This window comes from Streptomyces sp. NBC_01166 (assembly GCF_045039765.1).
Lineage (GTDB): Bacteria > Actinomycetota > Actinomycetes > Streptomycetales > Streptomycetaceae > Streptomyces.
In genome coordinates, this window is the sequence record NZ_CP108613.1 from 1,082,130 (window position 1) to 1,103,839 (window position 21,710).

Sequence of the window (21,710 nt, forward strand, 5' to 3'; positions counted from 1 at the left end):
TTCAGACGGTGATGGTCTTGTACTCGATGTACTGGGAGAGGCCGGCAGCCCCGTACTCGCGACCGATGCCGCTGGCCTTGAAGCCTCCGAACGGACCGTCGAAGCCGACGGAAGCGCCGTTGACCGTCACGGTTCCGGTGCGGATCCGGCGAGCCACAGCCAGGGCCCGGGCCTCGTCGGAGGACCACACGCCGCCGGAGAGTCCGTACTCGGAGTCGTTGGCGATGCGTACGGCGTCGTCCTCGTCGTCGTAGGCGATGACGACCAGGACGGGGCCGAAGATCTCCTCCTGCGCGATCCGCATGGAGTTGTCGACGTCGGCGAACAGGGTCGGGGTGACGTAGTTACCCCTTTCCAGGCCCTCGGGGACCTGCGGGCCTCCGGTCACCAGGCGGGCGCCTTCCTCGATGCCCAGCGCGATGTAGTCGCGCACCCGCTGCTGCTGGTCCCGGCGGATCATCGGGCCGATGAAGGTGTCCGGCTCCTCGGGGTCACCCACCTTCAGGGACTCCACGAGCTCCTTCAGCGCGGCCACGACCTCCTCATGACGGGAGCGCGGTACGAGGATGCGGGTCTGGGCGATGCAGGACTCGCCGTTGTTGAGCAGCGAGCCGAACTTCAGCCCTTGAACCGCCTCGGCCACGTCGGCGTCCGGAAGGATCACCGCCGCCGACTTGCCGCCCAGCTCGAGGCTGACGCGCTTCAGCTGTTCACCCGCGATCGAGGCGATCCGGCGCCCCGCCCGCGTCGATCCGGTGAACGCGATCTTGTCGACCCCCGGGTGTGACACCAGGTACTCGCTGGTCTCCCTGTCCGCCGGCAGGACGCTGATCACGCCCTCCGGCAGGCCGGCCTGCTCCAGCAGTTCTGCCAGCAGCCCCATGCTCAGGGAGTTCTCCGGCGACACCTTCAGCACCACCGAGTTTCCCGCCAGCAGGGCCGGAATGATCTTCGCCGTCGCCGACGAGAACGGTGAGTTCCACGGAATCACAGCGGCCACCACGCCCACCGCCTCCCGGCGCACCACGCTGCGCACCGGCGAAGCAGGATCGGAGGGCTCCAGGGTCTCCTCCCATCCGAACTCCTCCGCCGCCTTCAGGTAAGCGTTCGCCTGCCGCGTGAGGCCCGGCTGACCGGCAAGCGTGAACCACCTGGCCGATCCGTTCTCCGCCGAGATCAGCGCGGCGATCCTCTCGGCGCCCGCTTCCCGCAGGGCGTTGAACTCGCGCAGTACGGCGACCCGTTCAGCAGGCGCCACTCCCTGCCACACGCCTGCCTCGAACGCTGCGCGCGCCGCTGCCACCGCACGGTCCACATCGGCCGGCAGGGCCTGCGCCGCACGGCCGATCACGGTCTGGTCGTGCGGGGAGCGGATCTCCCGCAGCCCCGCGCCGCTCGGGTCCGTCCAGGAACCGGCGATGAAGAGCCGGTCGTAGGTGATCATTCGCTCCCGCCTCCATGAGCTCGTTTAAATGTCTCACCAATGTAGCACTTCGCTCGATTGATAGCACTCTCCTGTGCTACCCGGAGCGCCGGGCACGGCCTCTTCCCCCCGCACGCGGGCACGTGACATCGTGAGTTCCCATGTCACAGAGCACTCGTACGCGACTGGGCGTGGCCCTCCCGACGTTCGGTCCGGACGCAAATCCCGAAGGCATCATCAGAGCGGGCCGCACCGCGGAGGACATGGGCTACGACTCCCTGTGGACGGGTGACCGCCTGCTCGCCCCGGCCGAGCCGAGCGCGCCCTACCCGGGCCGGGGTGGCGTGATGCCACGCACCTACGAGAACCACCTGGACCCCCTTGTAGCCCTGACGTTCGCCGCGGCGCACACGAGCCGGGTCCGCCTCGGGACCAGCACGCTGAACGGCCTCTGGCAGCCGCCGATCATGCTCGCCCGGTCATTGACCACGCTCGACCTGGTCAGCCGGGGGCGCCTCGACGTCGGCCTCGGGCTCGGCTGGATGCCCGAGGAGTACGAGGCGGTGGACGTGCCGTGGGAAGGCAGGGGCGCGAGGCTGGACGAGACGCTCGACGTCCTGGAGGGGTACTGGGCCGGCGGTTCCTTCGCCCACGACGGGAGGCTGTTCACCGTTCCGGAGACGGAAGTGGGGCTCGGGCCGCATCAGCGGCCCGGGCCTCCCGTGCTCCTCGCGGCGTTCACACCCCGGGGCTTCGCCCGCATCGGACGACGGCTCGACGGCTGGCTGCCCGGCGCCATGCCGCTGACGTACCTCATGGACATGTGGGGCGCCATCGTGCGGGAGGCCGAGAAGGCGGAACGGGACCCGGCCACTCTGAGGATGGCGCTGCGTGTGAACCTCGAACTGACCCACACCGAAGCGGAGCCGGAGCAGGTGCCACAGCGGGGAACACTGCAGCAGTACGTCGACTACGCCCGGGCCGCGGCCGAGCACGGCGTGCATGAACTGTTCGTGGATTTCGGCCAGACACCCGTCACGCTCGACGAACGAATCGACCTGGCCGGCCGCTTCCTCACCGGAGTGCGTGCGGGATGACGGGCCGTACGCGGGTGCACTCGCGTACGTCAGGTCCTTCCGAGCCCTCGCAGCAGCGTGTCGACGACGAGGTCGGCCGCCCGGGCGGCCGACAGATCCGGCATCTGCCGCGACGCGAGGTGCATGAGCTGGGGCAGCAGAACACCGGCCCAGCCCGCCGGTGCGTCGGAGCGGAGGAGGCCCTCGTCGGTGGCGCGTCGGAGGAAGGCGTCGACTTCGCGGATCGAAGCGTCCCTGCGGGCGCGGACCTCGTCGTCGGCGAGCATGCGGGCCAGGTCCACGGGCCAGGTCCGGTTCACGCCGATGATGTTCTCGACGTACCGGTGCAGAGCCACAGCTACCGGGGCCTCACGCAGTCGCGCGTCCTCGATGGCCCGCTCGATGGCCTCCAGCCGGGACGCGTAGACGGCCGCGAGGAGTTCCTCGCGGGAGGCGAAGCGCCGGTAGACCGTCCGCCGGTCCACCCCGGCCTCGGCGGCGATGCTCGCGATACTGGCACCCGGATCGGCGGCCAGCATGCGCGCCCCGGTGGTCAGGACCGCTTCCATGTTGCGTACGGCGTCGGCTCTCACGCCTGGATTTTACCCACACCCGAGGAGCCTGTGGCCATACATGTCCCACGGGTGCGCGAGTATCACATAACAGAAGCCACATCGGAGTGGTGGATGTGCGTCCCCGGGTCCCTCAGGACGCCGGGTCCGGGCAGCACACGACGTCGCGTGGCGTTGCCCACGGGGCAGGCATAGCCTCGTAGGAGGGGCGGGATACGACGCGCGGGGTCCCGCGTGCACCGATCCGACTTGCCGGGAGGTCACGGCATGGTACGGGGTATCCGCAACACCATCGGACTGATCCTGGCTGTCCTGGGCGCTGCCGCTGCACTGTGGGCGCCGTTCCGCAATTGGTACAGCGGCCGGCTCGGCCATGACTACCGGGTCTGGGAGCTGTTCACCGGGGCCGGGGTGACCGACTCGGGCGCAGGGTTGTTCGCGTCCATGTTCCTGCCCCTCCTCGTCGCCGCCGTACTCACGGTCATCGGAGTGGTGTGGCGGTCGCGCCTGCTCGTCCTCATCGCCGGAATCATCGCCCTCGGGTTCGCAGTCCTGTGGATGGTCAGGCAGGGGCAGGCGCAAGGCAGCCTGACGGCCTCGGGGGACGGCAACGGTCTCGGCAGCGGAGTGGGGCTCGCCCTTCTCGGCGGCGTACTCATGCTGGTCGGATCGGCAGTCATGAGCGGGCGCGAGCACCGGGCGGAGCGCCGGGCGCGCCATGAACGGGGACAGCGGGAGCAGGACACTGTGCACGCCGAGGATCGGAACCGTCGCGGTGCGGAACCCGATTCCCCCTACGGCATGGCGGCCCGCAGCGACACCGAACCGACGGCTGCCGCCCCTGGGGACAGCGGGGAAGACCGGCGCACGGCCACCGACTCCGTCGGCCGGGCTCCGGGAGAAGCGGTGCCGCCGCGGCACGCCCGGCAGCAGCCGCCCGCGCCGCGCGGCAGGCCGGTGCCGGCCAGAGACGCAGGGTCCGACGGCGCGGGGCGCGGAGAGCGGGACCGTACGCAGTACGAGCAGGGCGACCAGCCAGGCGGCTCCCACTCGTCGGACGACCCCCGTTCGGGCCGATGGCACCTGCATCGCGGCGACCGGTCCTGATCCGGTCGCCTGCTACCCCAGGGGGCGTGGCGCAGGCTGATCGCTTGACGGCAGGAGTCGACGTCTGAACGTACGTGCCCGCACAACGGGAAAGGCGGCCGGTGCCGCCGGGGTCAGCCCGACTTCGGCGGCTTCTGCGCGTCGAAGGCGAATAGGGTGTTGTCGGCCGCGGCCACGATCACCGCGCGCCCCGCGACGGTCACGCGCGGGCTCTCGCCCTCCCCGCCGGACAGACCCTCGGCCTGCGGATCCGTCGTCCACAGGGGTTTGCCGTCGTCTTGCGACAGCGCGACGACCCGGCCGGTGGCCGAGCTGAAATACAGCGCGCCGGCTCCCGCCACGGGGCCCGAAGCGCCCTCCACGGGCGTCTGCCGCGACCACTTCTTCCGTCCGGTCGCGGGGTCGAGCGCCGTGACAAGGCCCGTCTGTCCGCTCACGTAGACGGTGCCGTCCGCCATGCCGGGCGTCCCCGCGTACGTCTTGGCCAGTCGGGAGTACGTGACCTTCCGCGAGGCCGGGTCGACCCGCGCCACCCCGTCGTACCCGGCCAGCGCCGTGCCCTCCCTGTGCTCCTGAAGGAGTACGAGACCGCCCTGGTCGACGCCCACCGGCCTGGCGGGCCCGTCGACCGCGATGGGCCCGCCCAGTGTCCCCGAGGCGCGGTCGAGCGTCTGCAGGGTGGGGTGGCGCACCTCCAGGGCATCCACCTCGGCTTCCGTCGCGCACATCGCGAAGAGCCGCGGTCCCGCGGGGACGGGAGCGCACTGCGTACCCGCGGGAAACGGTGTCTTCCAGGTCACCTCGCCGCTGTGCGCGTCCCGCGCCTCGAAGCGGGAGTTGGAGGCGTCGACCGTCACGACGGCGGAGCCGGCCACGACGGCGTCCTGGGTCCGGCCCGTGACGGCCGTGGACTGGGCGCCGGACGGCACGGACCACAGCTCCCGGCCGCTGTCCGCGTCGATGGCCACCACCTCGCGGGGAGGGCCCTGCGGGGCGTCCTGGGAGGCGAAGCGGTAGCCGAGCACCGTGTCGTCGGTGGCGCCCACCAGGTGCATGCCCTGGACGGGGACGCCCGGGCTCTTCGCCGTCCACGCTCTCGAGCCGTCCACGGCACTGATACGGGTCGCGACGACACCGCCGCCCCCGCAGAACAGCGCGTCGCCGCGCGCGACGCAACGCAGCTCGTCGGGTATGCCCTCGTCACCGCCCTGCACGGTACTGCGCCACGGCTCGAAGCCGTCCGGAAGGGCGGCGGCCGGCGCCGCGACGCTGGCGCCCTTGTCGCCGCCGCTGCCTCCGAAGCTGCCCGTCTTCAGCGCGGCGACTCCCCCGCCGATCGCTGCCACCGCGATCGCGGCCGCGAGCACGGGCCGCCATCCACGACGCAGGCGGCGACCGGTCGGGGCGCCGCTGCTGCCCGTACCGGGACCGGCCGGGGCGGCGGCAGCCGGGACGGCCGGCGGCGGGGTGGCCGGCGGCGGGGTGGCCGGCGGCGGGGTGGCCTCCGCCCCGGAGTGATGCTGCGTGATCATGTCGCGGGTCCGGCTCGCGCCGGCCGCAGGCGTCTCGGTCCCACCGAGGTCGGACGGCAGGTCACGCAGCAGCACGAGGAGTTCGTCCGCCGAGGGGCGCCCCTCCGGCTCCTTGTCCAGGCAGGACTCGACGACCGCACGCAGAGCCGCCGGCACGGCGCCCAGCGACGGCTCCTCGTGCACCACCTGATACGCCGTCATGTAGGGACTGTCCGCGTCGAAGGGCCCGTGGCCCGTCGCGGAGTACACCAGCAGGGTCCCCAGCGAGAAGACATCGGACCGCGGACCCACACCGCGCGGCGCCTGCAGCTGCTCCGGCGACATGAAGGGCGGCGTACCGATGACACGCCCGGTCATCGTCAGCGTCTGCTGGTCCGCGGCGCGTGAGATGCCGAAGTCGATGACGCGCGGGCCCTCGGGCGAGAGAACGACGTTCGAGGGCTTCAGGTCACGGTGGACGACCCCCACCCGGTGGATGTCGCGCAGCGCCTCCGCCAGCCCGATGGCGAGCCTCCTCAGCTCCGCACCGTTCAGCGGGCCCTTCGCGGCGATGTGCTGGGCGAGCGTGTTCCCCTCGATATAGGTGGTCGCCATCCACGGCTGCTCGGCCTCAGGGGCGGCGTCGACCACGGCGGCGGTGAACGCGCCGCTCACCCGTCTCGCGGCCGCCACCTCCTGCCGGAAACGGATGCGGAACTCGTCGTCCCCCGCGAACTGCTGGTGGATCAGCTTGATCGCGACGGGTCGTCCCGAACTCGTACGGGCCAGGAAGACCGTGCCCATACCGCCGGAGCCGAGCCGTGCCTCGAGCGGATAGCCGCCGATCTCCGCTGGATCACCTCCGCGCAGCGTCACTCTTCCCGACCTCCCGTCCCCCGTGCACCTCGCCGTCACGGGCCCCTGCCTGTCCTGCACCCAAACTAACCGCAGGGCAGTACGGCAGAGCAAAGCGGGTGACGAAGAGGGAGCACCGGGCTGCTCCCGCGCCTCGCACGGCGGAGCCCCGCCAGGAGCCCGGCGTGGCTCCGCCGTGTCCGGGACACCGCGCGGTGCGGCCTGTCGCACACGCGTCACCCCGTGGGCGCAGGCCGATCCGACGCCTCGCCGCCCGGTTCCGCTACCAGCCGGCCTTCACCCCGGTGTAGGCCGTACGGCAGTCGGCGTTCGTGGCCTCCGCGGCCAGCTTCTCCATGGAGTTCTGCCAGACCTTCTTGGCCAGCTTCTCCAGCTCCCGCGTCGCGGCGGGCACGTTCGGGGCGTACTTCTTGATCGTGGCCATGGAGGACTTGGCGAACTTGTTGCACACGGGCCCGGTCGCGTTCCGGTAGCGGGTGTCCAGGTCCGCGGCGACGGCCTGGCCGTTCTGGGTCGCCCAGGTGTTCCAGGCCGCACACGCCGTCTCGGTGAGGACCGCCTGGTCGGCCTCGCTCAGCCCCAGGACCTCGGCCAGCATCGTGTTCTGGGCCTTGTCGGGGACCGTGAAGTCGACCACGGGGAACTTGTCGAGGGTCTCGAGCAGCGCCTCCTGACAGGCCGGGGGCAGCGGGGCGGCCTGTGCGGGCGAGGGGACGGCCAGGGCGGAGGCCGACAGGAGAACGGCGGTGAGGACGGTGCGCGAAAGGGTCATGAGGGTGGTGCTCCTTGCACGGAGAACGTGTCGGTCCGGGCACCGCGTCGGCGCCCGCGGCTACAGAACGATCAACGGCTTCCCTTGGTCACGGCCGTTGCGGGCGGGGCCTCTTGAGTGCCCTCGGCCGCAGCGGGCCCGGAGGGGGACGGAACGCCGGGCTTCCGTTCCGGTGGCAGCGCAGTGCGGGTGCGCCGTCGGAAGACCAGGAATCCGGCGAACGCGGCGCCGGTGAGCCACAGGACCTGGATCACGAGGCCCTCACGCACCGACGCGTCGGAGAAGGCCGCGGACATGCTCGCCTGCACGGCTCCGTACGTCGGCAGGAAGCGCACGACGGCGCTGTCCGATCCGGAGCTGGAGAGGGGGTTCTGCAGGGCGACGTCGAGGATGCTGATCATCAGGATGGCGAACATGCCCTCCACCTCGCGACGGAGCACCGATCCGAAGACCACGCCGAACGCGCCGTAGGTGAGGGCGGCGCAGAACAGCGCGGCGGCGAGCATGAGGGGCTGCCGGGGGGACCAGGCGAAACCCGCGGCGGCCGTCGCGTACGCGGCGACGGCGGCGCAGACCAGCGTGAGCGCGGAGAGCTTGGCGAGGACGAGGTGATACCTCGGGTATCCCGCCATGGCCAGGCGGCGGTCGAACGCACCGCCCGTGAAGGTGGCGGCGAACATCATGAACCCGGCGATCAGGGTGACCGCGTTCAGCGCCCCGGTGATCTGCGTGAGGTGGTTCCCCGGCGGGGACAGGATCTCTCCCGTGGCCCGCAGCCGGAACGGTGCGGGATCGTCGGGGATGGTCACATAGGCGAGCCCGATCCACACGGGGATGTACGCGACCACCAGCAGCATCGCGAACCGGTTGCGGGCATGCCCGATCAGGGCGTACCGGGACGCCGTGGTGAAGAGGGACCAGTGCCGCCTCATGCCGTCGCCCCCGCCCGCGGTTCCTGAAGGGTGAGGCGCCCGCCGTCCAGGCGCCACAGCACGTCCAGCCGGTCGATGTCGTACGCAAGATGAGAGACGACGAGCACCGAACGTCCGGCGTCGCGCAGACTCGTCGCCAGCTCCCAGAAGCGCAGATAGGTCTCCCAGTCGAACCCTTGGTAGGGCTCGTCCAGCAGCAGCACGTCCGGATCGTGCATGAGCGCCAGGGTCAGATTCAGCTTCTGCCGCGAGCCCCCGCTGAGCTGGCCGGCGCGCCGGTCGAGGTACTCGGTGAAGGCCAGGGTCTCCATCACTTCTCCGGCCCGCCGCAGGTCCGGGAGCCCGAACGCGTTCCGGAAGAAGTCGAGATGCTGGCGGACGGTGAAGGAGTCGTCCAGAACCACGGACTGCGGGCAGTAGCCGAACCTGCCGGCATGGCGCACCGACCCCCGGTCCGGCCTCAGTTCACCGGCGAGGGCCTTCAGCAGAGTCGTCTTGCCGGCGCCGTTCTCCCCGACGATCCCGGCGAGGGTGCCGGGCCGCAGCCGAAAGTCGACGCCCCGGAGAACGGCGTGCTGCCGGTAGGAGTGGTGCACATCTCTGACGTCCATCGCGCTGCTCCGTCGTGACAGGTCTTCCCGATGGCTGCGGAACCGGTCCGCGTCTTCCAGTCGGCGAGTTCGTCCGGCCGGCCACTCGGCGGCTCGACCGGTCCGCTCGTGGTCAACGAGCGGGCCACGCAGCGGAAACGGCGCCGGAAGCACGTCGGCGTCAACGTGGTGCACGACATGTCACGCGTGCGGCGGGTTCACCGCCGTCATCCGGTTCCGAGGGGGCGGGGGTGACTAGCGTGACCGGGCCGGGGCGCCGCGGCGGCCGGGCCCCGTCGTCCGGTCCGACCCCTTCGTGCGGTCCTGCCCACGCGCGTTCCGGCGCGTTCAACTCCACACGAGGGAAGGTCGGTCAGTCATGCGGAGAACGTGCGTGATCGGTGCGGGGCCGTCCGGCCTGGCAGCGAGCAAGGTCCTCGCCTCACGGAACGTTCCGTTCGACTGCTTCGAGGCCGGTTCGAAGATCGGCGGGCTCTGGCGGTACGGCAACGACAACGGCATGTCGGGGGTGTACGCGTCGCTGCACGCGAACATCTCGAAGGAGAGCATGTCCTTCTCCTCGCTGGCCATGCCGGAGACCTACCCGGTCTTTCCGCACCACAGCAAGGTCCTCGCCTACCTGGAGGACTACGCCACCTCCTTCGGCCTGCACCGCCACATCACGACCGGCACCGAGGTCACCTCGGTGCAACCCCTGGACGACGGCGGCTGGGCGGTCACCCGCCGACGCCGCGGGGACACGAACGCGGAGGCGGAGACGCGGCGTTACACCGAGGTGGTGGTGGCCAACGGCCACCACTGGGACCCCCGTCTCCCCGCCCCGGCCGTCCCCGGGGCCGAGGAGTTCGAGGGGCCGGCTGTCCACTCGCACGCCTACCGCTCCCCCGAGCCGTACGCCGGGCTGCGGGTGCTGGTGATCGGCATGGGCAACTCCGCGTGCGAGATCGCGGCGGAGATCTCCCGTACGGCCGCGCGGACGTACCTCTCCGCACGCGACGCGGCGCATGTGTTCCCCAAGATGCTGCTCGGCCGGCCGGCGGACCATCTGGTGTGGAGCCCGCTGTCCCGCCTTCCGCTGCCCCTCAAGGGGCCGGCGATGGCGCTCCTCCTGCGGCTCACCCGTGGCGCCCCGGCCCACTACGGGCTCCCCGAACCGGTCCGGGGCCCGCTCACCGCCCACCCCTCCACCTCGGACGAACTCCTCGTCCAGCTGGCCCGGGGCGCGGTCACCCCCAAGCCCGGCGTGAGCTCATTCGGCCGGGACACGGCGGCCTTCACGGACGGCAGCCGTGAACCCGTGGACGCCGTCGTGTACGCCACCGGTTACTCCATCTCCTTCCCCTTCCTGGACTCCTCCGTCTTCGCCGCCCCGGGCGGCCGCACCGAGCTCTACCTGCGCACGGTCCCGCCGCGGCTCCCCGGGCTCTACTTCATGGGGCTCGCCCAACCCGCCGGTGCGGCCTTCCCGTTGCTCGAACCGCAGGCGGAATGGATCAGCGACCTGATGGAGGGCACGGTCGCCCTTCCGTCACCGGCGGACATGGAGCAGGCGATCGCCCGTGAACGGCGCCGCCATGAGAAGACGTACGTGTCCACCTACCGCCACGGCATCGAGATCGACGTCCGCTCCTACCGGAGAGCCCTCCGCAGGGAACTCCGGGCGGGCAGGCGCCGGGCACGCGGTACGCTCCTGCCGCTGCCCGGCGTGACCGGCCCCGCTCCGGCGGCCGACGCCGCCTGATCCTCGCCGTCCGAGGGCCCGGCAAGGGGGCACGAGCTCACGCGGGCGCCGCGCTCTCCTCCAGCTCCCCCACGGCCTGCTCCCACAGCTCCGGCAGCAGTTCCGCCATCGGAAGGGCGCTGTCGGCGACGAAGGACACCTCGGCCCAGTCACCGAAGAACGACAGCCCCACCCCGAAGAGGTGCCCGGGTACGAGCAGGGGCAGCAGGGCGGTGCCCGTCACCTGCGTCTCCCCCAGGCTCCCCCTGTCGGCGAGCGGCATGGAGGTGGCCATGACGTTGGTGACGCGTGGGGAGAGCACCCTTCGCATGTACCAGTCGGTGGGGCGTCCCGGCATGAAGCGGACCAGGTCCTGAATGGCCTGCCGCCACGCCTCGCCCCGCAGCTTCCGGGTCGCCGTCATGACGTGGTCCAGTCGCCGCAGGGACGCCTCGCAGTCCTGGGACCCGTCCGGGCGCCGTGAGGCGATCCGCACGGGCAGCTCCAGCGGCAGGGCGAAGCAGCGGTTCCCCCACGTCTGGTCCTCGTCGGTGCGGCGCGCGTCGACGGGCAGCACGGCCGTCACCCGTGGGAGCGGTACACCGGAGCGGTCCGACCAGACCGACAACGCCCCGGCGAGTGCGGCGAGATGTACATCGTGGGCCGAGCCGCCGCGCGGCGCACCGATCCGGCGGAGGGTGTCCACCGGCACGCGCCCCCGCCACAGGCGTTGCTCCCCCGAGGGGACGAACGCGGCGCCGGGACGGTGACGGGGGACGACGAGGGAGCCCGCCACGAATTTCGTGGCCAGCCCGACGGCCGCGCCCACGCGCCGTGTCACCCCGGCCCCACGGCCCCCGCCCGGCACCGGGCGGGCGGAGGGCTCTCCCTCGCCCAGCATCGTCCGGAAGGTCATGGCGGCCGCCGAACCGTCCTGGCAGGCGTGGCGGAAGCGGTAGCACACGGCGTACGCGTCCGGTGCGTGGCCGTGGACCAGCCAGACCCCCCAGTACGCGCCGGGCGCGAACGGGGCGTTGAGCGCGGTGTGCAGGGCGGCGTCCCACCCCTCGGGGCCGTCGGCGACCACCTCGTGCACGTGCCGGTCGACGGCGAAGTCCGCGTCCGGCTGCCACCGAAGCCGGCGGCCGCCCTCGACCCGGCTGGTGAGCAGGGGCAGTTCGCCCAGGCGGAAGCCCACATACGCGCGGAGGTCCGCCAGGGCCGGGGCCGGGCCGCCGAGGTACGCGACGCCGCCGGCGTCCCAACGCACGTCGGGCCGGCGGCGTTCCAGGTTGAGGAAGGCGCGGTCGACGGAGTGGGTCGGGTGGCGGGGAGAGGGAACGGACCGACCGGACCGGACGGACGTGTCCGACGGGACGGACCGGGTGGACCGGGCGGACTGATCGGAGACGGGCATGGGGCAGGGCTCCTATTCGTGCCAACAGCGAGCGGGCCGACGGGAAGAGGGACGGGCGGCGCGCGGCGGGGCCGACCGGCAGGTCGAGAGCACCGGACCGGGCAGCCCGGCTACCCCCGCCCAACCATTCAGCATGACCACCGGCCACGGCGGAGCCGTCCGGCACCGGAATGCCGCTCCCGCTCCTGGCAGCCCCGTTCCCGCCCGCCGAGGTGGCCCGCCAGGCTCGCGGGGCACCCGTTCGCCGTGCGGTGCCCGGCCTGCTGCCGCCCGCAGCACGCCGCCGGAGGCGGGGGCACGCTCGGGAGGACCGTCCCGGAACGCCGCCCGCAAGGTCCCTCGAAGGGGGGACACGCCTCCGCGCTGTCGCGTCACCCCCCGTACGTCCGGGCGCCCTGGCCTGCGTCGGGATCCCTCCGATCGGTGCAGGTCGCACCCGTCACTGCGCGGCGTACTTCGTTCGGGTGAGCAGACCGAATCGGGGGCCCCGCCCTGCTCACCGTCTGACATCGTGTGCCGTACGCCGGAGATCATCGGACCCCGAGAGGGCCCGAGAAGCCCCCGGCGAGCTTGGGGGCGTCGGGGGGGCCGGCGAGCACTCGCCGCACCGGACCGGCCGGAGGGGTCGAGCCGCTCGCACCACGACCGCCGGGTGACACACCGCGCCGTGGGACGGCCGGTGGCGCCCCGTTCCGCCGCTCCCGGTCGCCGCAGCAGCGGCACCCCGTCCCCGCCCCTCCGCACCCGGTCGCGGGCCCGTCCCTTTCGAAGTCTTGGAGCCATGGTCGTGCATGTCGCCCTCACCGGCGCCACCGGATTTCTCGGACTGCGCCTGTTGCGTCGCCTGCTCGACACGAACCGGTCGCTCACGGTCCTGGCCCACGCGGGGTCGGGAGACGCCCTGTGCCGCATCACCCGGTTCTTCGAACTGACAGGTGCCCCAGAGGCGTTCGTCGCCGGGCTCCCCGGCCGGTTGCGGGTGGTGGAGACCGACCTCGCCGAGCCCCGGCTGGGATTGTCCGTGCGGGCGTTCCAGGAGCTGGCCGACGGCATCGGCACGATCTGGCACAGTGCGGGCAGCATCAACCTGGAGGGGGACCTCCCCGAGCTGCGCCGGACCAATGTCGAAGGGACCCGGCACCTTCTGGAGCTGGCCACCGCCGGCCGCGGTCGACCCGTGGTCCACCACGTGAGCACCGCCTTCGTGGCCGGAGCACGGCGTGAAGGGGTGGCGTACGAGGACGAGCTGGACGATGCCTGCGGTTTCGAGAACGCCTACGAACGCTCCAAGTACGAGGCGGAGCTGCTCGTCCACGCGTGGTCCAGGGAGCATGACCGCCCTGCTCTGGTCCTGCGGCCGAGCATCCTGGTCTCCGACGTGCCGCCGCACCCCGAACTGCCCGCGCATCCGCTGCTGGTCGTCGAGCGGATCCTGCGTGACGCGCGAAGGGCCGCGGGCCTCCAGGCCCCCGGCCGGCCCCGCGTCCGTACGGTGGGGCATCCGCACGGCCACCTGAATTTGCTGCAGGTGGAGCACGCGGCTGAGGTCATGGTGCGGCTGGCCGGCCGGACGCCCTCGGGCGGGGTCGACACGTACCACGTCGTCCATGACCGCGACGTGCCCGTACCCACCGTCGTCACCTTGCTCGAACAGCTGGTCCCGCTCACGATCGAGCTGGTCGCCACCAAGCCGGACGCCCCGTCGGCGCTGGAGGCGCTGCTGGACTTCTACCCGGGCATGACCACCTATCTGGCCCACCGGCGGCGGTTCGACGACACCCGGGTCAGGTCGCTGCTGGGGCCCTCGGCCGCGTCCACCCCCGTGGACCTCGACTACCTCTGGTCCGGTCTGGCCCCGCCCGGCCGGGCCCGCACCGCCTCGCCGGACGCACCCACGACCGCCTTCTCGTCCTCCCGTCACGCCTGACCAGCAGACGTCCTCTCGCGTTGGAGCCTCTCCGTGTCCGTCCTCGCAGCTCCCGGTTCCCCCGCCGCGTCCGCGCCGGCCTTCTCCCCCGAAGGGATCGCGGCCTGTGCCCGGCGGATCCGGGAACCCGTGCACGTGGTCAGCGGGCCGGACGGCCGTGAGCTGGGGCTCGCGACCGGTCCCGTGCCGGGCGGACCGGTGCTCGGTACGCTGCCGCCGCTGTATCCGGAGTGGCTCGGCGGCCGCACCTTCTGCGAGGCGCACGGCGTCCGCTTCCCCTATGTCGCGGGCGAGATGGCGAACGGCATCGCGACCACGGGGATGGTGGCGGCGATGGCCCGGGCGGACATGCTCGGCTTCTTCGGCGCGGGGGGTCTGGCGTACCCCGACGTGGAGCGGGCCGTGCACACGCTGGTCCAGGAGCTGGGACCGCGCCCGAACTGGGGCGTGAACCTCATCCACTCACCGGCCGAACCGGAGCTGGAGTGGCGCGTCGCCGAGCTGCTGGTGCGCGTCGGTGTCCCCCGGATCTCCGCGTCGGCGTTCATGGATCTGACCCCGGCTGTCGTGTTGTGCTCCGCCCGGGGCCTGCGCAGGGGCGCGGGCGGCGACATCGTCCGGCGTGCGAGGGTGCTCGCGAAGGTGTCCCGGCCCGAGGTGGCCGAGAAGTTCCTCTCCCCCGCCCCGGCCGCATTGCTGAGCTCCCTCGTCGCTCAGGGGGAACTGACCCAGGAGGAGTCGGAGCTGGCGGCCCGGGTGCCGGTGGCCGAGGACATCACCGTGGAGGCGGACAGCGGCGGGCACACCGACAACCGGCCGCTGTCGGCCCTCTTGCCGAGGATCGCCCTGCTGCGCGACGTCCTGTGCCGGCGGTTCGGCTACCGCCGGCCGGTCCGCATCGGGGCGGCCGGCGGCCTCGGCACACCGGATGCGGTGGCAGCCGCCTTCGCCCTCGGCGCGTCGTACGTGGTCGTCGGGTCGGTGAACCAGACGGCTGTCGAGGCGGGCCTGTCCGACGAGGCCAAGGCGATGCTCTGCGACGCGGACATCGCGGATGTGACCATGGCGCCGGCAGCCGACATGTTCGAGCTCGGTGTGAAGCTGCAGGTTCTCTCCCGGGGAACGATGTTCGCCCAGCGGGCCGGGCGGCTCCACACGGCGTACCGGGCGCACGGCTCGCTCGAGGAGATCCCGTCCGCGCTACGGGTTCCGATCGAACGTGACGTGCTGCGCGCCCCGTTCGACGAGATCTGGCAGCGGACCCGCACGTTCTGGGAGCAGCGCGATCCCGCGGAGATCACCCGCGCGGAGGCCGACCCGAAGCACCGCATGGCACTGGTCTTCCGCTGGTACCTGGGCAGTTCCAGCCGGTGGGCGATCACCGGGGACGGGACACGACGGGCCGACTACCAGATCTGGTGCGGACCGGCGATGGGCGCGTTCAACCGGTGGGTCGAGGGCACCTTGCTGGCCGAACCGGCGAACCGTTCGGTGGTGCAGATCGCGCTCAACCTGCTCGAGGGGGCCGCGGTGCTGACCCGGGCCCACCAACTGCGTACCTACGGAGTCCCGTTGGCGCCCGACGCGTTCACGTACACACCGTGCGAGCTGGCGTGAGCGGGCCCGGCGCCCGGAAGGCACCCACGATTACAGCCCCGCTGCGAGGAGAGACCGTGCACGATTCCCCGTCCCACCGGATTCCCGTCGCCGTGGTCGGCGTGGGCGCTGTGGTGCCCGGCGCGACGGACGCGGCCGGCTACTGGCGGATCGTGACAGGCGGCCGGGACCTGATGACCGAGGTGCCCCCGTCCCGCTGGCGGGTGGAGGACCACTACGACCCGGACCCGGCCGCCACCGACAAGACGTACGCCCGCCGGGGCGCCTTCCTGCCGGAGGTGGACTTCGAACCGATGGCTTACGGGGTGCCTCCCGCCAACCTGCCGGCGACGGACACCTCCCAGCTGCTCGCCCTGATGGTCGCCGACCAGGTGCTGGCGGACGCCGGCGGTCCGGCCGGGTTGGACCGGGAGCGGACCGGTGTCGTCCTCGGTGCGGCCGCCCTGGAACTCCTACCGCACATGTACGGGCGCACCCAGCGCCCGCTGTGGCTCGCGGGGCTGCGGGAGAGCGGCCTCGGGGAGGCAGAGGCGCAGGCCGTGTGCGACCGCATCTCGGCCCGTTTCGAGCCGTGGCGGGAATCGACCTTCCCCGGTCTGCTCGGGAACGTCGTCGCCGGCCGCATCGCCAACCGGTTCGATCTGCACGGCGTCAACCACACCACCGACGCAGCCTGTGCCAGTTCACTGGCCGCCCTGTCCACGGCCGTCGGTGAGCTGGCGCTCGGCCGGGCCGACCTGGTGATCAGCGGAGGCGTGGACACCGGGAACGACATCGGCATGTTCCTGTGCTTCTCCAAGACTCCCGCGCTGTCCCCCAGCGGTGACTGCCGACCGTTCTCGGCCGCGGCCGACGGCACCATGCTCGGCGAAGCGGTCGTCATGTATGCGCTGAAGCGGTTGTCCGACGCGGAGCGCGACGGCGACCGGATCCACGCCGTGATCCGGGGTATCGGCACCTCGTCCGACGGCAGGAGCACGGCGATCTACGCCCCGCTGCCCGACGGCCAGGCGCGCGCCCTGCGACGCGCCTACGAGGAGGCGGGTTACGGACCGGAGACCGTGGAGCTGGTCGAGGCGCACGGAACGGGCACGAAGGCCGGGGACACCGCCGAACTGGCCGCCCTCGGCGAGGTGTTCGGAGCGTCCGGCCGTCCGGACGGGCAGTGGTGCGCGATCGGCTCGGTCAAGTCGCAGATCGGCCACACCAAGTGCGCGGCGGGTGCTGCGGGACTGCTCAAGGCGGTCATGGCCCTGCACCACAAGGTGCTGCCGCCTACCGTCAAGGTCGACCGGCCGAATCCGGCGGCCGCCACCCCCGACGGCCCGTTCTACGTCAATACGGAGACCCGCCCGTGGGTACGGCCCGCCGGGCATCCTCGCCGGGCCTCGGTGTCGAGCTTCGGCTTCGGCGGCAGCAACTTCCACGTCACGCTGGAGGAGTACGTGCCCTCGGCGCAGGGCCGCGCGGCCCTGCGCCACCGGTGGGCGCCGAGCGAACTCGTCCTCTTCAGCGGCGCCTCCGTGTCGGATCTGGTGCCGCCGCGGACGGACGACGGCCGTCCGCTGGCCGCTCTGGCACGGGAGAGCCACACCTCCTTCTCATCCGCCGCCCGGGTGCGGCTGGCCGTCGTCGCCACCGACGCCGAGGACCTGCGGGAGAAATACGCGCAGGCGGTCGCGTCGATCCGGCAGCGACCCGGCGCGGCGTTCTCCACACCCGCCGGCGTCCGGTACGCGTCCGGGGAGCCCGCCCCGGGCCGAATCGGCTTCCTGTTCCCGGGGCAGGGATCCCAGTACGTCGGGATGGGAGCCGACCTCGCCATGCTGGCGCCGGCCGCCCAGGCCGTGTGGGACCGGCTCGGCGGCACCCGCTTCGCCGGGCGGCCGCTGCACCGCGTGGTGTTCCCGCCGCCCGCCTTCACCGATGAGGAGCGCGCGGACCGGCGGGCCCTCCTGGACGCCACCGAGTGGGCCCAGCCCGCCCTCGCCGTGCACGCGCTCGCACTGCTGGAGGTGGTGCGGGAGCTGGGACTGCGACCGGACTGCGTGGCGGGCCACAGCTTCGGTGAGCTGGTGGCGCTGCACTGCGCGGGTGTGCTGGGAGCGGAGGCGCTGGTGGGTCTGGCCCGCCGCCGCGGTGAGCTGATGCGGGACGCGGCGGTCACACCGGGGGCGATGCTGGCCGTGGCGGCGGACCGCGCGCACGTGGCGGAGGTGCTGGCCGGCGGCGGATTCGGCGAGATCTGGCCGGCCAACCACAACTCCCCGCACCAGGTGGTGCTCTCGGGTTCGCAGGAGGCCGTCCTGCGCGCCGAGGAGGCGTTCACGGCCGAGGGGGTGGGCACCCGTCGGCTGGCCACGTCGACCGCGTTCCACAGCCCGCTGGTCGCCGCGGCCGCCGAGCCGCTCGCCGCGTACCTGCGCACGGTGCCGCTCACGGAGCCCGGGATCGAGGTCTACGGCAACGCCGACGCGGCACCGTACCCGTCGCACCCCGACGAGGTGCGCAGCCGGGTCGCCGGTCATCTCGCCTCACCGGTGCTCTTCCAGGACCAGATCGAGGCGATGTACGCGGCGGGGGTCCGGACCTTCGTCGAGGTCGGCGCGGGCGCCGCGCTGACCGGTCTGGTCGGACAGATCCTCGGCGACCGCGAACACGCGGCCGTTCCCCTGGACCGGCCGGGCCGGTCCGGGGTCAGCACCCTGCACACCGCGCTCGGCGAACTCGCCGTGCGCGGCGTCCCCCTCGATCTCGACAGCCTCTGGGCGCCGTACGGCACGCCCGGAGCCTCAGCGAAGAAACGCGAGCCCCGAATGACCGTGAAGATCAGCGGAGCCAACTACGGTCAGCTCCACCAGCCCCGCGCCGCATCCACCGAACCGTCGCACGCACCGGAGCGCGGACCGGAAGGCCGACCGCGGACCGCCCCCGTGCACGCATCCGCGTCCGGCACCCCTGCGGTCCCACTGCCCGCGCCGGAGCCCACACACGATCCGGCGGACGCTCACGACGTCGTACCCTCGCCGGGGCCGGCGCCCGTGCACGAGACCGTCTCCCCTTACGCCGCCGAGGCCGTCGGCGCGGACTGGTATGCGGCGGTCGAGAATGTCCAGCGGCACACCGCGGAGGCCCACGCGGCCTGCCAACGCATGCTGACGGACAGCCATGTGGCCTTTCTGCGGATGACCGAGACGACTCTGGCCGCGATGCTCGGAATGCCCCGCACGGGTGAGGTGCTCGACGCGGCGGCTCTCCCCGTGCCGCTGCCCCTGCCCCGGCCTTCGTCACCGGGGCGCGCACCGGCGTCCGTGGCAACCGCTCCGGTCGTGGCCGGTGTCACGGCGGCCGTGCCCGCCCCGGCCGCCGCTCCCGCAGCCCCTTCGTACGCCGGTGCGGGAACAGCGCCTTCGCCCGCGACGGCTCCGGCTCCGGCTCCGGCTCCGGCTCCGGCTCCGGCTGATGATGTCGTGCCCCTTTCGCCGTCGGAGCTGGAGGAGTTGCTCCTCTCTGTGGTGGCCCAGCTCACCGGCTACCCCAGCGACATGCTCGACATGGACATGGAGCTGGAGGCGGACCTGGGGGTCGACTCCATCAAGCGCGTCGAGATCCTGTCGGCCGTACGTCGTCGGGTGGGCGACCTGGGGGCGGGAGACGTCGGCCACCTCGGCAAGCTCCGCACCCTGCGCGAGATCGTCCAGGCGCTCACCGCCGCCGCCCGGCCCTCGGGGGAGTCGGCGCCGGGCCCCCAGGACGCGGCCGGCTTCCCCGCGGGCGCGGTCGCCCCCGTACCGGAGCCCCATGGGGTCTCCGGGCCCTCCGGCGCCCCGGAGGACCTCACCGCCACGCGCACCGGGGCCGGTTGGACGACGGTGCTGACGAGGCTGGTACCGCGCATGGTGGAGTCGCCGGCCTCCGGCCTGGCGACGGCCGGACTGCTGGACCGCCCGGTCGTGGTGACCGGCGAGGGCACGGACGGATGCGGGCTGACCGGTCTCGTCGCCCGGAAGCTGACGGAGCGCGGAGTGGACGCCACCGCGGCGGCGGAGGTGCCCGCAGGCACACGCGGTGTCGTCCATCTCGGCGGGCTGACCGCGGGTGACGGGCCGCAGGAGGCGACGGAGGTCCACCGGTCGGCGTTCCGCGCGGCGCGTACGGTGGCGGCGCGAGCCGCCGCGGAGGGTGCGCTGTTCGTGACCGTCCAGGACACCGGGGGCGACTTCGGGCTCGGTGGCCGCGCGCCCGGCCGCGCGTGGCTGGGTGGTATCGCGGGGCTGGCCAGGACCGCGGCGAAGGAGTGGCCGGACGCCTCGGTAAGGATCGTCGACTGCGAGCGGGGCGGCCGGGAGGGCGAGGAGCTCGCCGAGGCGATCGTGCGGGAACTGCTCGAAGGCGGAGCCGACATGGAGGTCGGTCTCCGCGCGGACGGCACCCGCACCCTCCTGCAAACGGTGCCCGAGCAGGTGACGCCCGGCGACACGCGGCGGATCACCTCCGCGTCCGTGATCGTCGCAACCGGCGGGGCGCGTGGGGTGACCGCCGCCGCTCTGCTGGACCTGGCCAGGACCCACGGTCCACGTATCGTGCTGGTGGGCAGGACCGACCCGGCCGCCGAACCCGCCGAGCTGGCTTCGGCGTCCGACGAGCCGACGCTCACCCGGCTGCTCGCGGAGCGCTCCGGAAGGGACGCCGCGGACTCCTCGCCCGCCCGGATCGCGTCGCGGGCCAGGGAGATCCTGGCCGCGCGGGAGGTACGCGCGACACTGGCGGCGCTGGAGTCGGCCGGGTCCCCCGTCCGGTACGTCCAGGTCGACGCCCGCGACGCCGACGCCCTGGCCGCCGCTCTCCGCGACGTACGCGACACGTGGGGGCCGGTCACGGGCATCGTGCACGGTGCGGGGGTCCTGGCCGACAAGCTGATCGCCGACAAGAGCGATGAGCAGGCCGAGCTGGTGATGTCCACCAAGGTGGACGGTCTGCGGGCGCTGCTGGCCGCGACGGCGGACGATCCGCTGGACATGATCTGCCTGTTCTCCTCGGTGGCCGCCGTGTTCGGCAACACCGGGCAGAGCGACTACGCCATGGCCAACGAAGTCCTCCAACAGGTCGCGTCGGCCGAACAGGCCCGCCGCCCGGGCTGCCTGGTGCGGTGCATCGCCTGGGGCCCCTGGCAGGGCGGCATGGTCACACCCGCCCTGGCCGCACATTTCGACCGGTCCGGGGTCCCGCTCATCCCCCTGGAACAGGGCGCGGCCGCCTTCACGGCCGAGCTGGACGGCACCGCCGGTGACGCCCGCGTCGTCCTGGCGGCCGGGGACGATCCTGCGGCCCTCTCCCGGGTCGGCGGCCCGCCCCGGGCACAGGTGCTGGTCCGCTCGGACACCCTGCCGCAGCTGGCCGACCACGCTCCCGCCGAGACCCCGGTGCTGCCTGTGGCTCTGGTCCTGAACTGGTTCGCGAGCGCCGCTACGGCCTGGCTGCCGGCCCCCGGGCCGCTCGTCCTGCGCGATCTGCGTGTGTACAAGAAGTGCGCCCTGCCGGAACTGGCAGGTGCGGGCCACCGGCTCACCCTGTCCGGCAGCCGGGGCGCACCCGGTTCGCCGTCTGCTCTGGAGGCGGAGCTGCGGGGCGAGGACGGCCTGGCTCACTTCCGGGCCGTGCTGGACGCCGGGAGCGGGGAGCCGGACCCGGCGGCGTGGGACGCCCCGGCCGGCCTGAGGCCGCTCGGCCGGGCCGACGTGTACGACGGGAAGGTCCTCTTCCACGGTCCGTGGTTCCACGCCCTGCACGCGGTGCACGGCGTCTCCGAGCAGGGCGCCGAGGCGACCGTCGCGGGCGTGCGCGCCCTGGACTGGCAGGGCGCGCACTGGACGGTCGACCCGGCCGCCGTGGACGGTGCGCTCCAACTCGCCCTGCTCTGGGGCGAGGCCGTACTCGGGGCGGCGACGCTGCCCATGGCCGTCGCCGAGTGCAGGGTGCACCGGCGCGGCCCGTCGGACGGCACCGTGCGGTGTGTCGTACGGGGCCGCAAGGCACATGACACGGGGGCGCGCTGCGACGCGGCGCTGATCGACGCCGACGGCTCCGTGCGGCTGGAACTGATCGGTGTCGAGCTCGTCCGCCGCCCCTCCTGACCCCGTCCCCGCACT

13 protein-coding genes are annotated in these 21,710 nt (G+C 72.8%); 6 read left to right on the plus strand and 7 right to left on the minus strand.

Going from position 1 to position 21,710, the window contains the following annotated elements:
- Position 1: 1 nt before the first annotated feature.
- On the minus strand, positions 2 to 1,444 hold the full coding sequence (locus OG379_RS05140) for an aldehyde dehydrogenase (protein ID WP_405659762.1): 1,443 nt from the start codon (positions 1,442 to 1,444) through the stop codon (positions 2 to 4).
- Positions 1,445 to 1,584: 140 nt separating this feature from the next.
- Here OG379_RS05140 and OG379_RS05145 point away from each other — a divergent pair, with 140 nt between their 5' ends.
- Positions 1,585 to 2,520: a TIGR03619 family F420-dependent LLM class oxidoreductase gene (locus OG379_RS05145; RefSeq protein WP_405659764.1), complete on the plus strand. Its 936-nt coding sequence runs from the start codon at positions 1,585 to 1,587 to the stop codon at positions 2,518 to 2,520.
- 29 nt (positions 2,521 to 2,549) lie between these two features.
- Here the strand turns inward: OG379_RS05145 and OG379_RS05150 are convergent, their stop codons facing one another.
- Entirely contained in the window at positions 2,550 to 3,038 is a 489-nt protein-coding gene (locus OG379_RS05150) for a TetR/AcrR family transcriptional regulator (RefSeq protein WP_393757132.1), read from the minus strand.
- A 300-nt stretch (positions 3,039 to 3,338) separates the two neighbouring features.
- On the opposite strand from OG379_RS05150, the gene OG379_RS05155 reads away from it, so the two are divergent.
- Positions 3,339 to 4,178 carry a hypothetical protein gene (locus OG379_RS05155; RefSeq protein WP_405659766.1) on the plus strand — a complete coding sequence of 280 codons (840 nt, stop codon included), beginning with the start codon at positions 3,339 to 3,341 and terminating at the stop codon, positions 4,176 to 4,178.
- A 113-nt stretch (positions 4,179 to 4,291) separates the two neighbouring features.
- On the opposite strand, the gene OG379_RS05160 is transcribed toward OG379_RS05155, so the two are convergent.
- From OG379_RS05160 to OG379_RS05175, 4 genes are all read right to left on the minus strand, one after another.
- A complete protein-coding gene (locus tag OG379_RS05160) occupies positions 4,292 to 6,565 on the minus strand; it encodes a serine/threonine-protein kinase (RefSeq protein ID WP_405659768.1) in 2,274 nt (757 codons plus the stop codon).
- 262 nt (positions 6,566 to 6,827) lie between these two features.
- Positions 6,828 to 7,337 carry a hypothetical protein gene (locus OG379_RS05165; protein WP_405659770.1) on the minus strand — a complete coding sequence of 170 codons (510 nt, stop codon included), beginning with the start codon at positions 7,335 to 7,337 and terminating at the stop codon, positions 6,828 to 6,830.
- 71 nt (positions 7,338 to 7,408) lie between these two features.
- A complete protein-coding gene (locus tag OG379_RS05170) occupies positions 7,409 to 8,269 on the minus strand; it encodes an ABC transporter permease (protein WP_405659772.1) in 861 nt (286 codons plus the stop codon).
- A complete protein-coding gene (locus OG379_RS05175; RefSeq protein WP_405659775.1) occupies positions 8,266 to 8,880 on the minus strand; it encodes an ABC transporter ATP-binding protein in 615 nt (204 codons plus the stop codon). Before OG379_RS05175 ends, OG379_RS05170 begins: the two co-directional genes overlap by 4 nt.
- A 358-nt stretch (positions 8,881 to 9,238) precedes the next feature.
- Between OG379_RS05175 and OG379_RS05180 the strand changes: the two genes are divergently transcribed.
- A complete protein-coding gene (locus OG379_RS05180) occupies positions 9,239 to 10,621 on the plus strand; it encodes a flavin-containing monooxygenase (RefSeq protein ID WP_405659777.1) in 1,383 nt (460 codons plus the stop codon).
- 37 nt (positions 10,622 to 10,658) lie between these two features.
- Here OG379_RS05180 and OG379_RS05185 read toward each other — a convergent pair whose 3' ends face one another.
- The gene (locus OG379_RS05185; RefSeq protein WP_405659780.1) at positions 10,659 to 12,017 is read right to left on the minus strand and encodes a hypothetical protein; all 1,359 of its coding nucleotides are present in this window, start codon (positions 12,015 to 12,017) and stop codon (positions 10,659 to 10,661) included.
- A 781-nt stretch (positions 12,018 to 12,798) separates the two neighbouring features.
- Here OG379_RS05185 and OG379_RS05190 point away from each other — a divergent pair.
- The 3 genes from OG379_RS05190 to OG379_RS05200 are packed head-to-tail and all read left to right on the plus strand — an operon-like array spanning position 12,799 to position 21,695.
- On the plus strand, positions 12,799 to 13,944 hold the full coding sequence (locus OG379_RS05190) for an SDR family oxidoreductase (RefSeq protein ID WP_405659783.1): 1,146 nt from the start codon (positions 12,799 to 12,801) through the stop codon (positions 13,942 to 13,944).
- A 33-nt stretch (positions 13,945 to 13,977) separates the two neighbouring features.
- Positions 13,978 to 15,561, plus strand: a complete 1,584-nt coding sequence (locus OG379_RS05195) for a PfaD family polyunsaturated fatty acid/polyketide biosynthesis protein (protein WP_405659785.1) — start codon at positions 13,978 to 13,980, stop codon at positions 15,559 to 15,561.
- 56 nt (positions 15,562 to 15,617) lie between these two features.
- A complete protein-coding gene (locus tag OG379_RS05200; RefSeq protein WP_405659787.1) occupies positions 15,618 to 21,695 on the plus strand; it encodes an SDR family NAD(P)-dependent oxidoreductase in 6,078 nt (2,025 codons plus the stop codon).
- Positions 21,696 to 21,710: the final 15 nt, after the last annotated feature.

Excerpts from the sequence above, each read along its gene's own strand:
- OG379_RS05140 (WP_405659762.1), bottom strand. The coding sequence starts at position 1,444 with ATGATCACCTACGACCGGCTCTTCATCGCCGGTTCCTGGACGGACCCG.
- OG379_RS05145 (WP_405659764.1), top strand. The coding sequence starts at position 1,585 with ATGTCACAGAGCACTCGTACGCGACTGGGCGTGGCCCTCCCGACGTTC.
- OG379_RS05150 (WP_393757132.1), bottom strand. The coding sequence starts at position 3,038 with ATGCTGGCCGCCGATCCGGGTGCCAGTATCGCGAGCATCGCCGCCGAG.
- OG379_RS05155 (WP_405659766.1), top strand. The coding sequence starts at position 3,339 with ATGGTACGGGGTATCCGCAACACCATCGGACTGATCCTGGCTGTCCTG.
- OG379_RS05165 (WP_405659770.1), bottom strand. The coding sequence starts at position 7,337 with ATGACCCTTTCGCGCACCGTCCTCACCGCCGTTCTCCTGTCGGCCTCC.
- OG379_RS05170 (WP_405659772.1), bottom strand. The coding sequence starts at position 8,269 with ATGAGGCGGCACTGGTCCCTCTTCACCACGGCGTCCCGGTACGCCCTG.
- OG379_RS05175 (WP_405659775.1), bottom strand. The coding sequence starts at position 8,880 with ATGGACGTCAGAGATGTGCACCACTCCTACCGGCAGCACGCCGTTCTC.
- OG379_RS05180 (WP_405659777.1), top strand. The coding sequence starts at position 9,239 with ATGCGGAGAACGTGCGTGATCGGTGCGGGGCCGTCCGGCCTGGCAGCG.
- OG379_RS05185 (WP_405659780.1), bottom strand. The coding sequence starts at position 12,017 with ATGCCCGTCTCCGATCAGTCCGCCCGGTCCACCCGGTCCGTCCCGTCG.
- OG379_RS05190 (WP_405659783.1), top strand. The coding sequence starts at position 12,799 with ATGGTCGTGCATGTCGCCCTCACCGGCGCCACCGGATTTCTCGGACTG.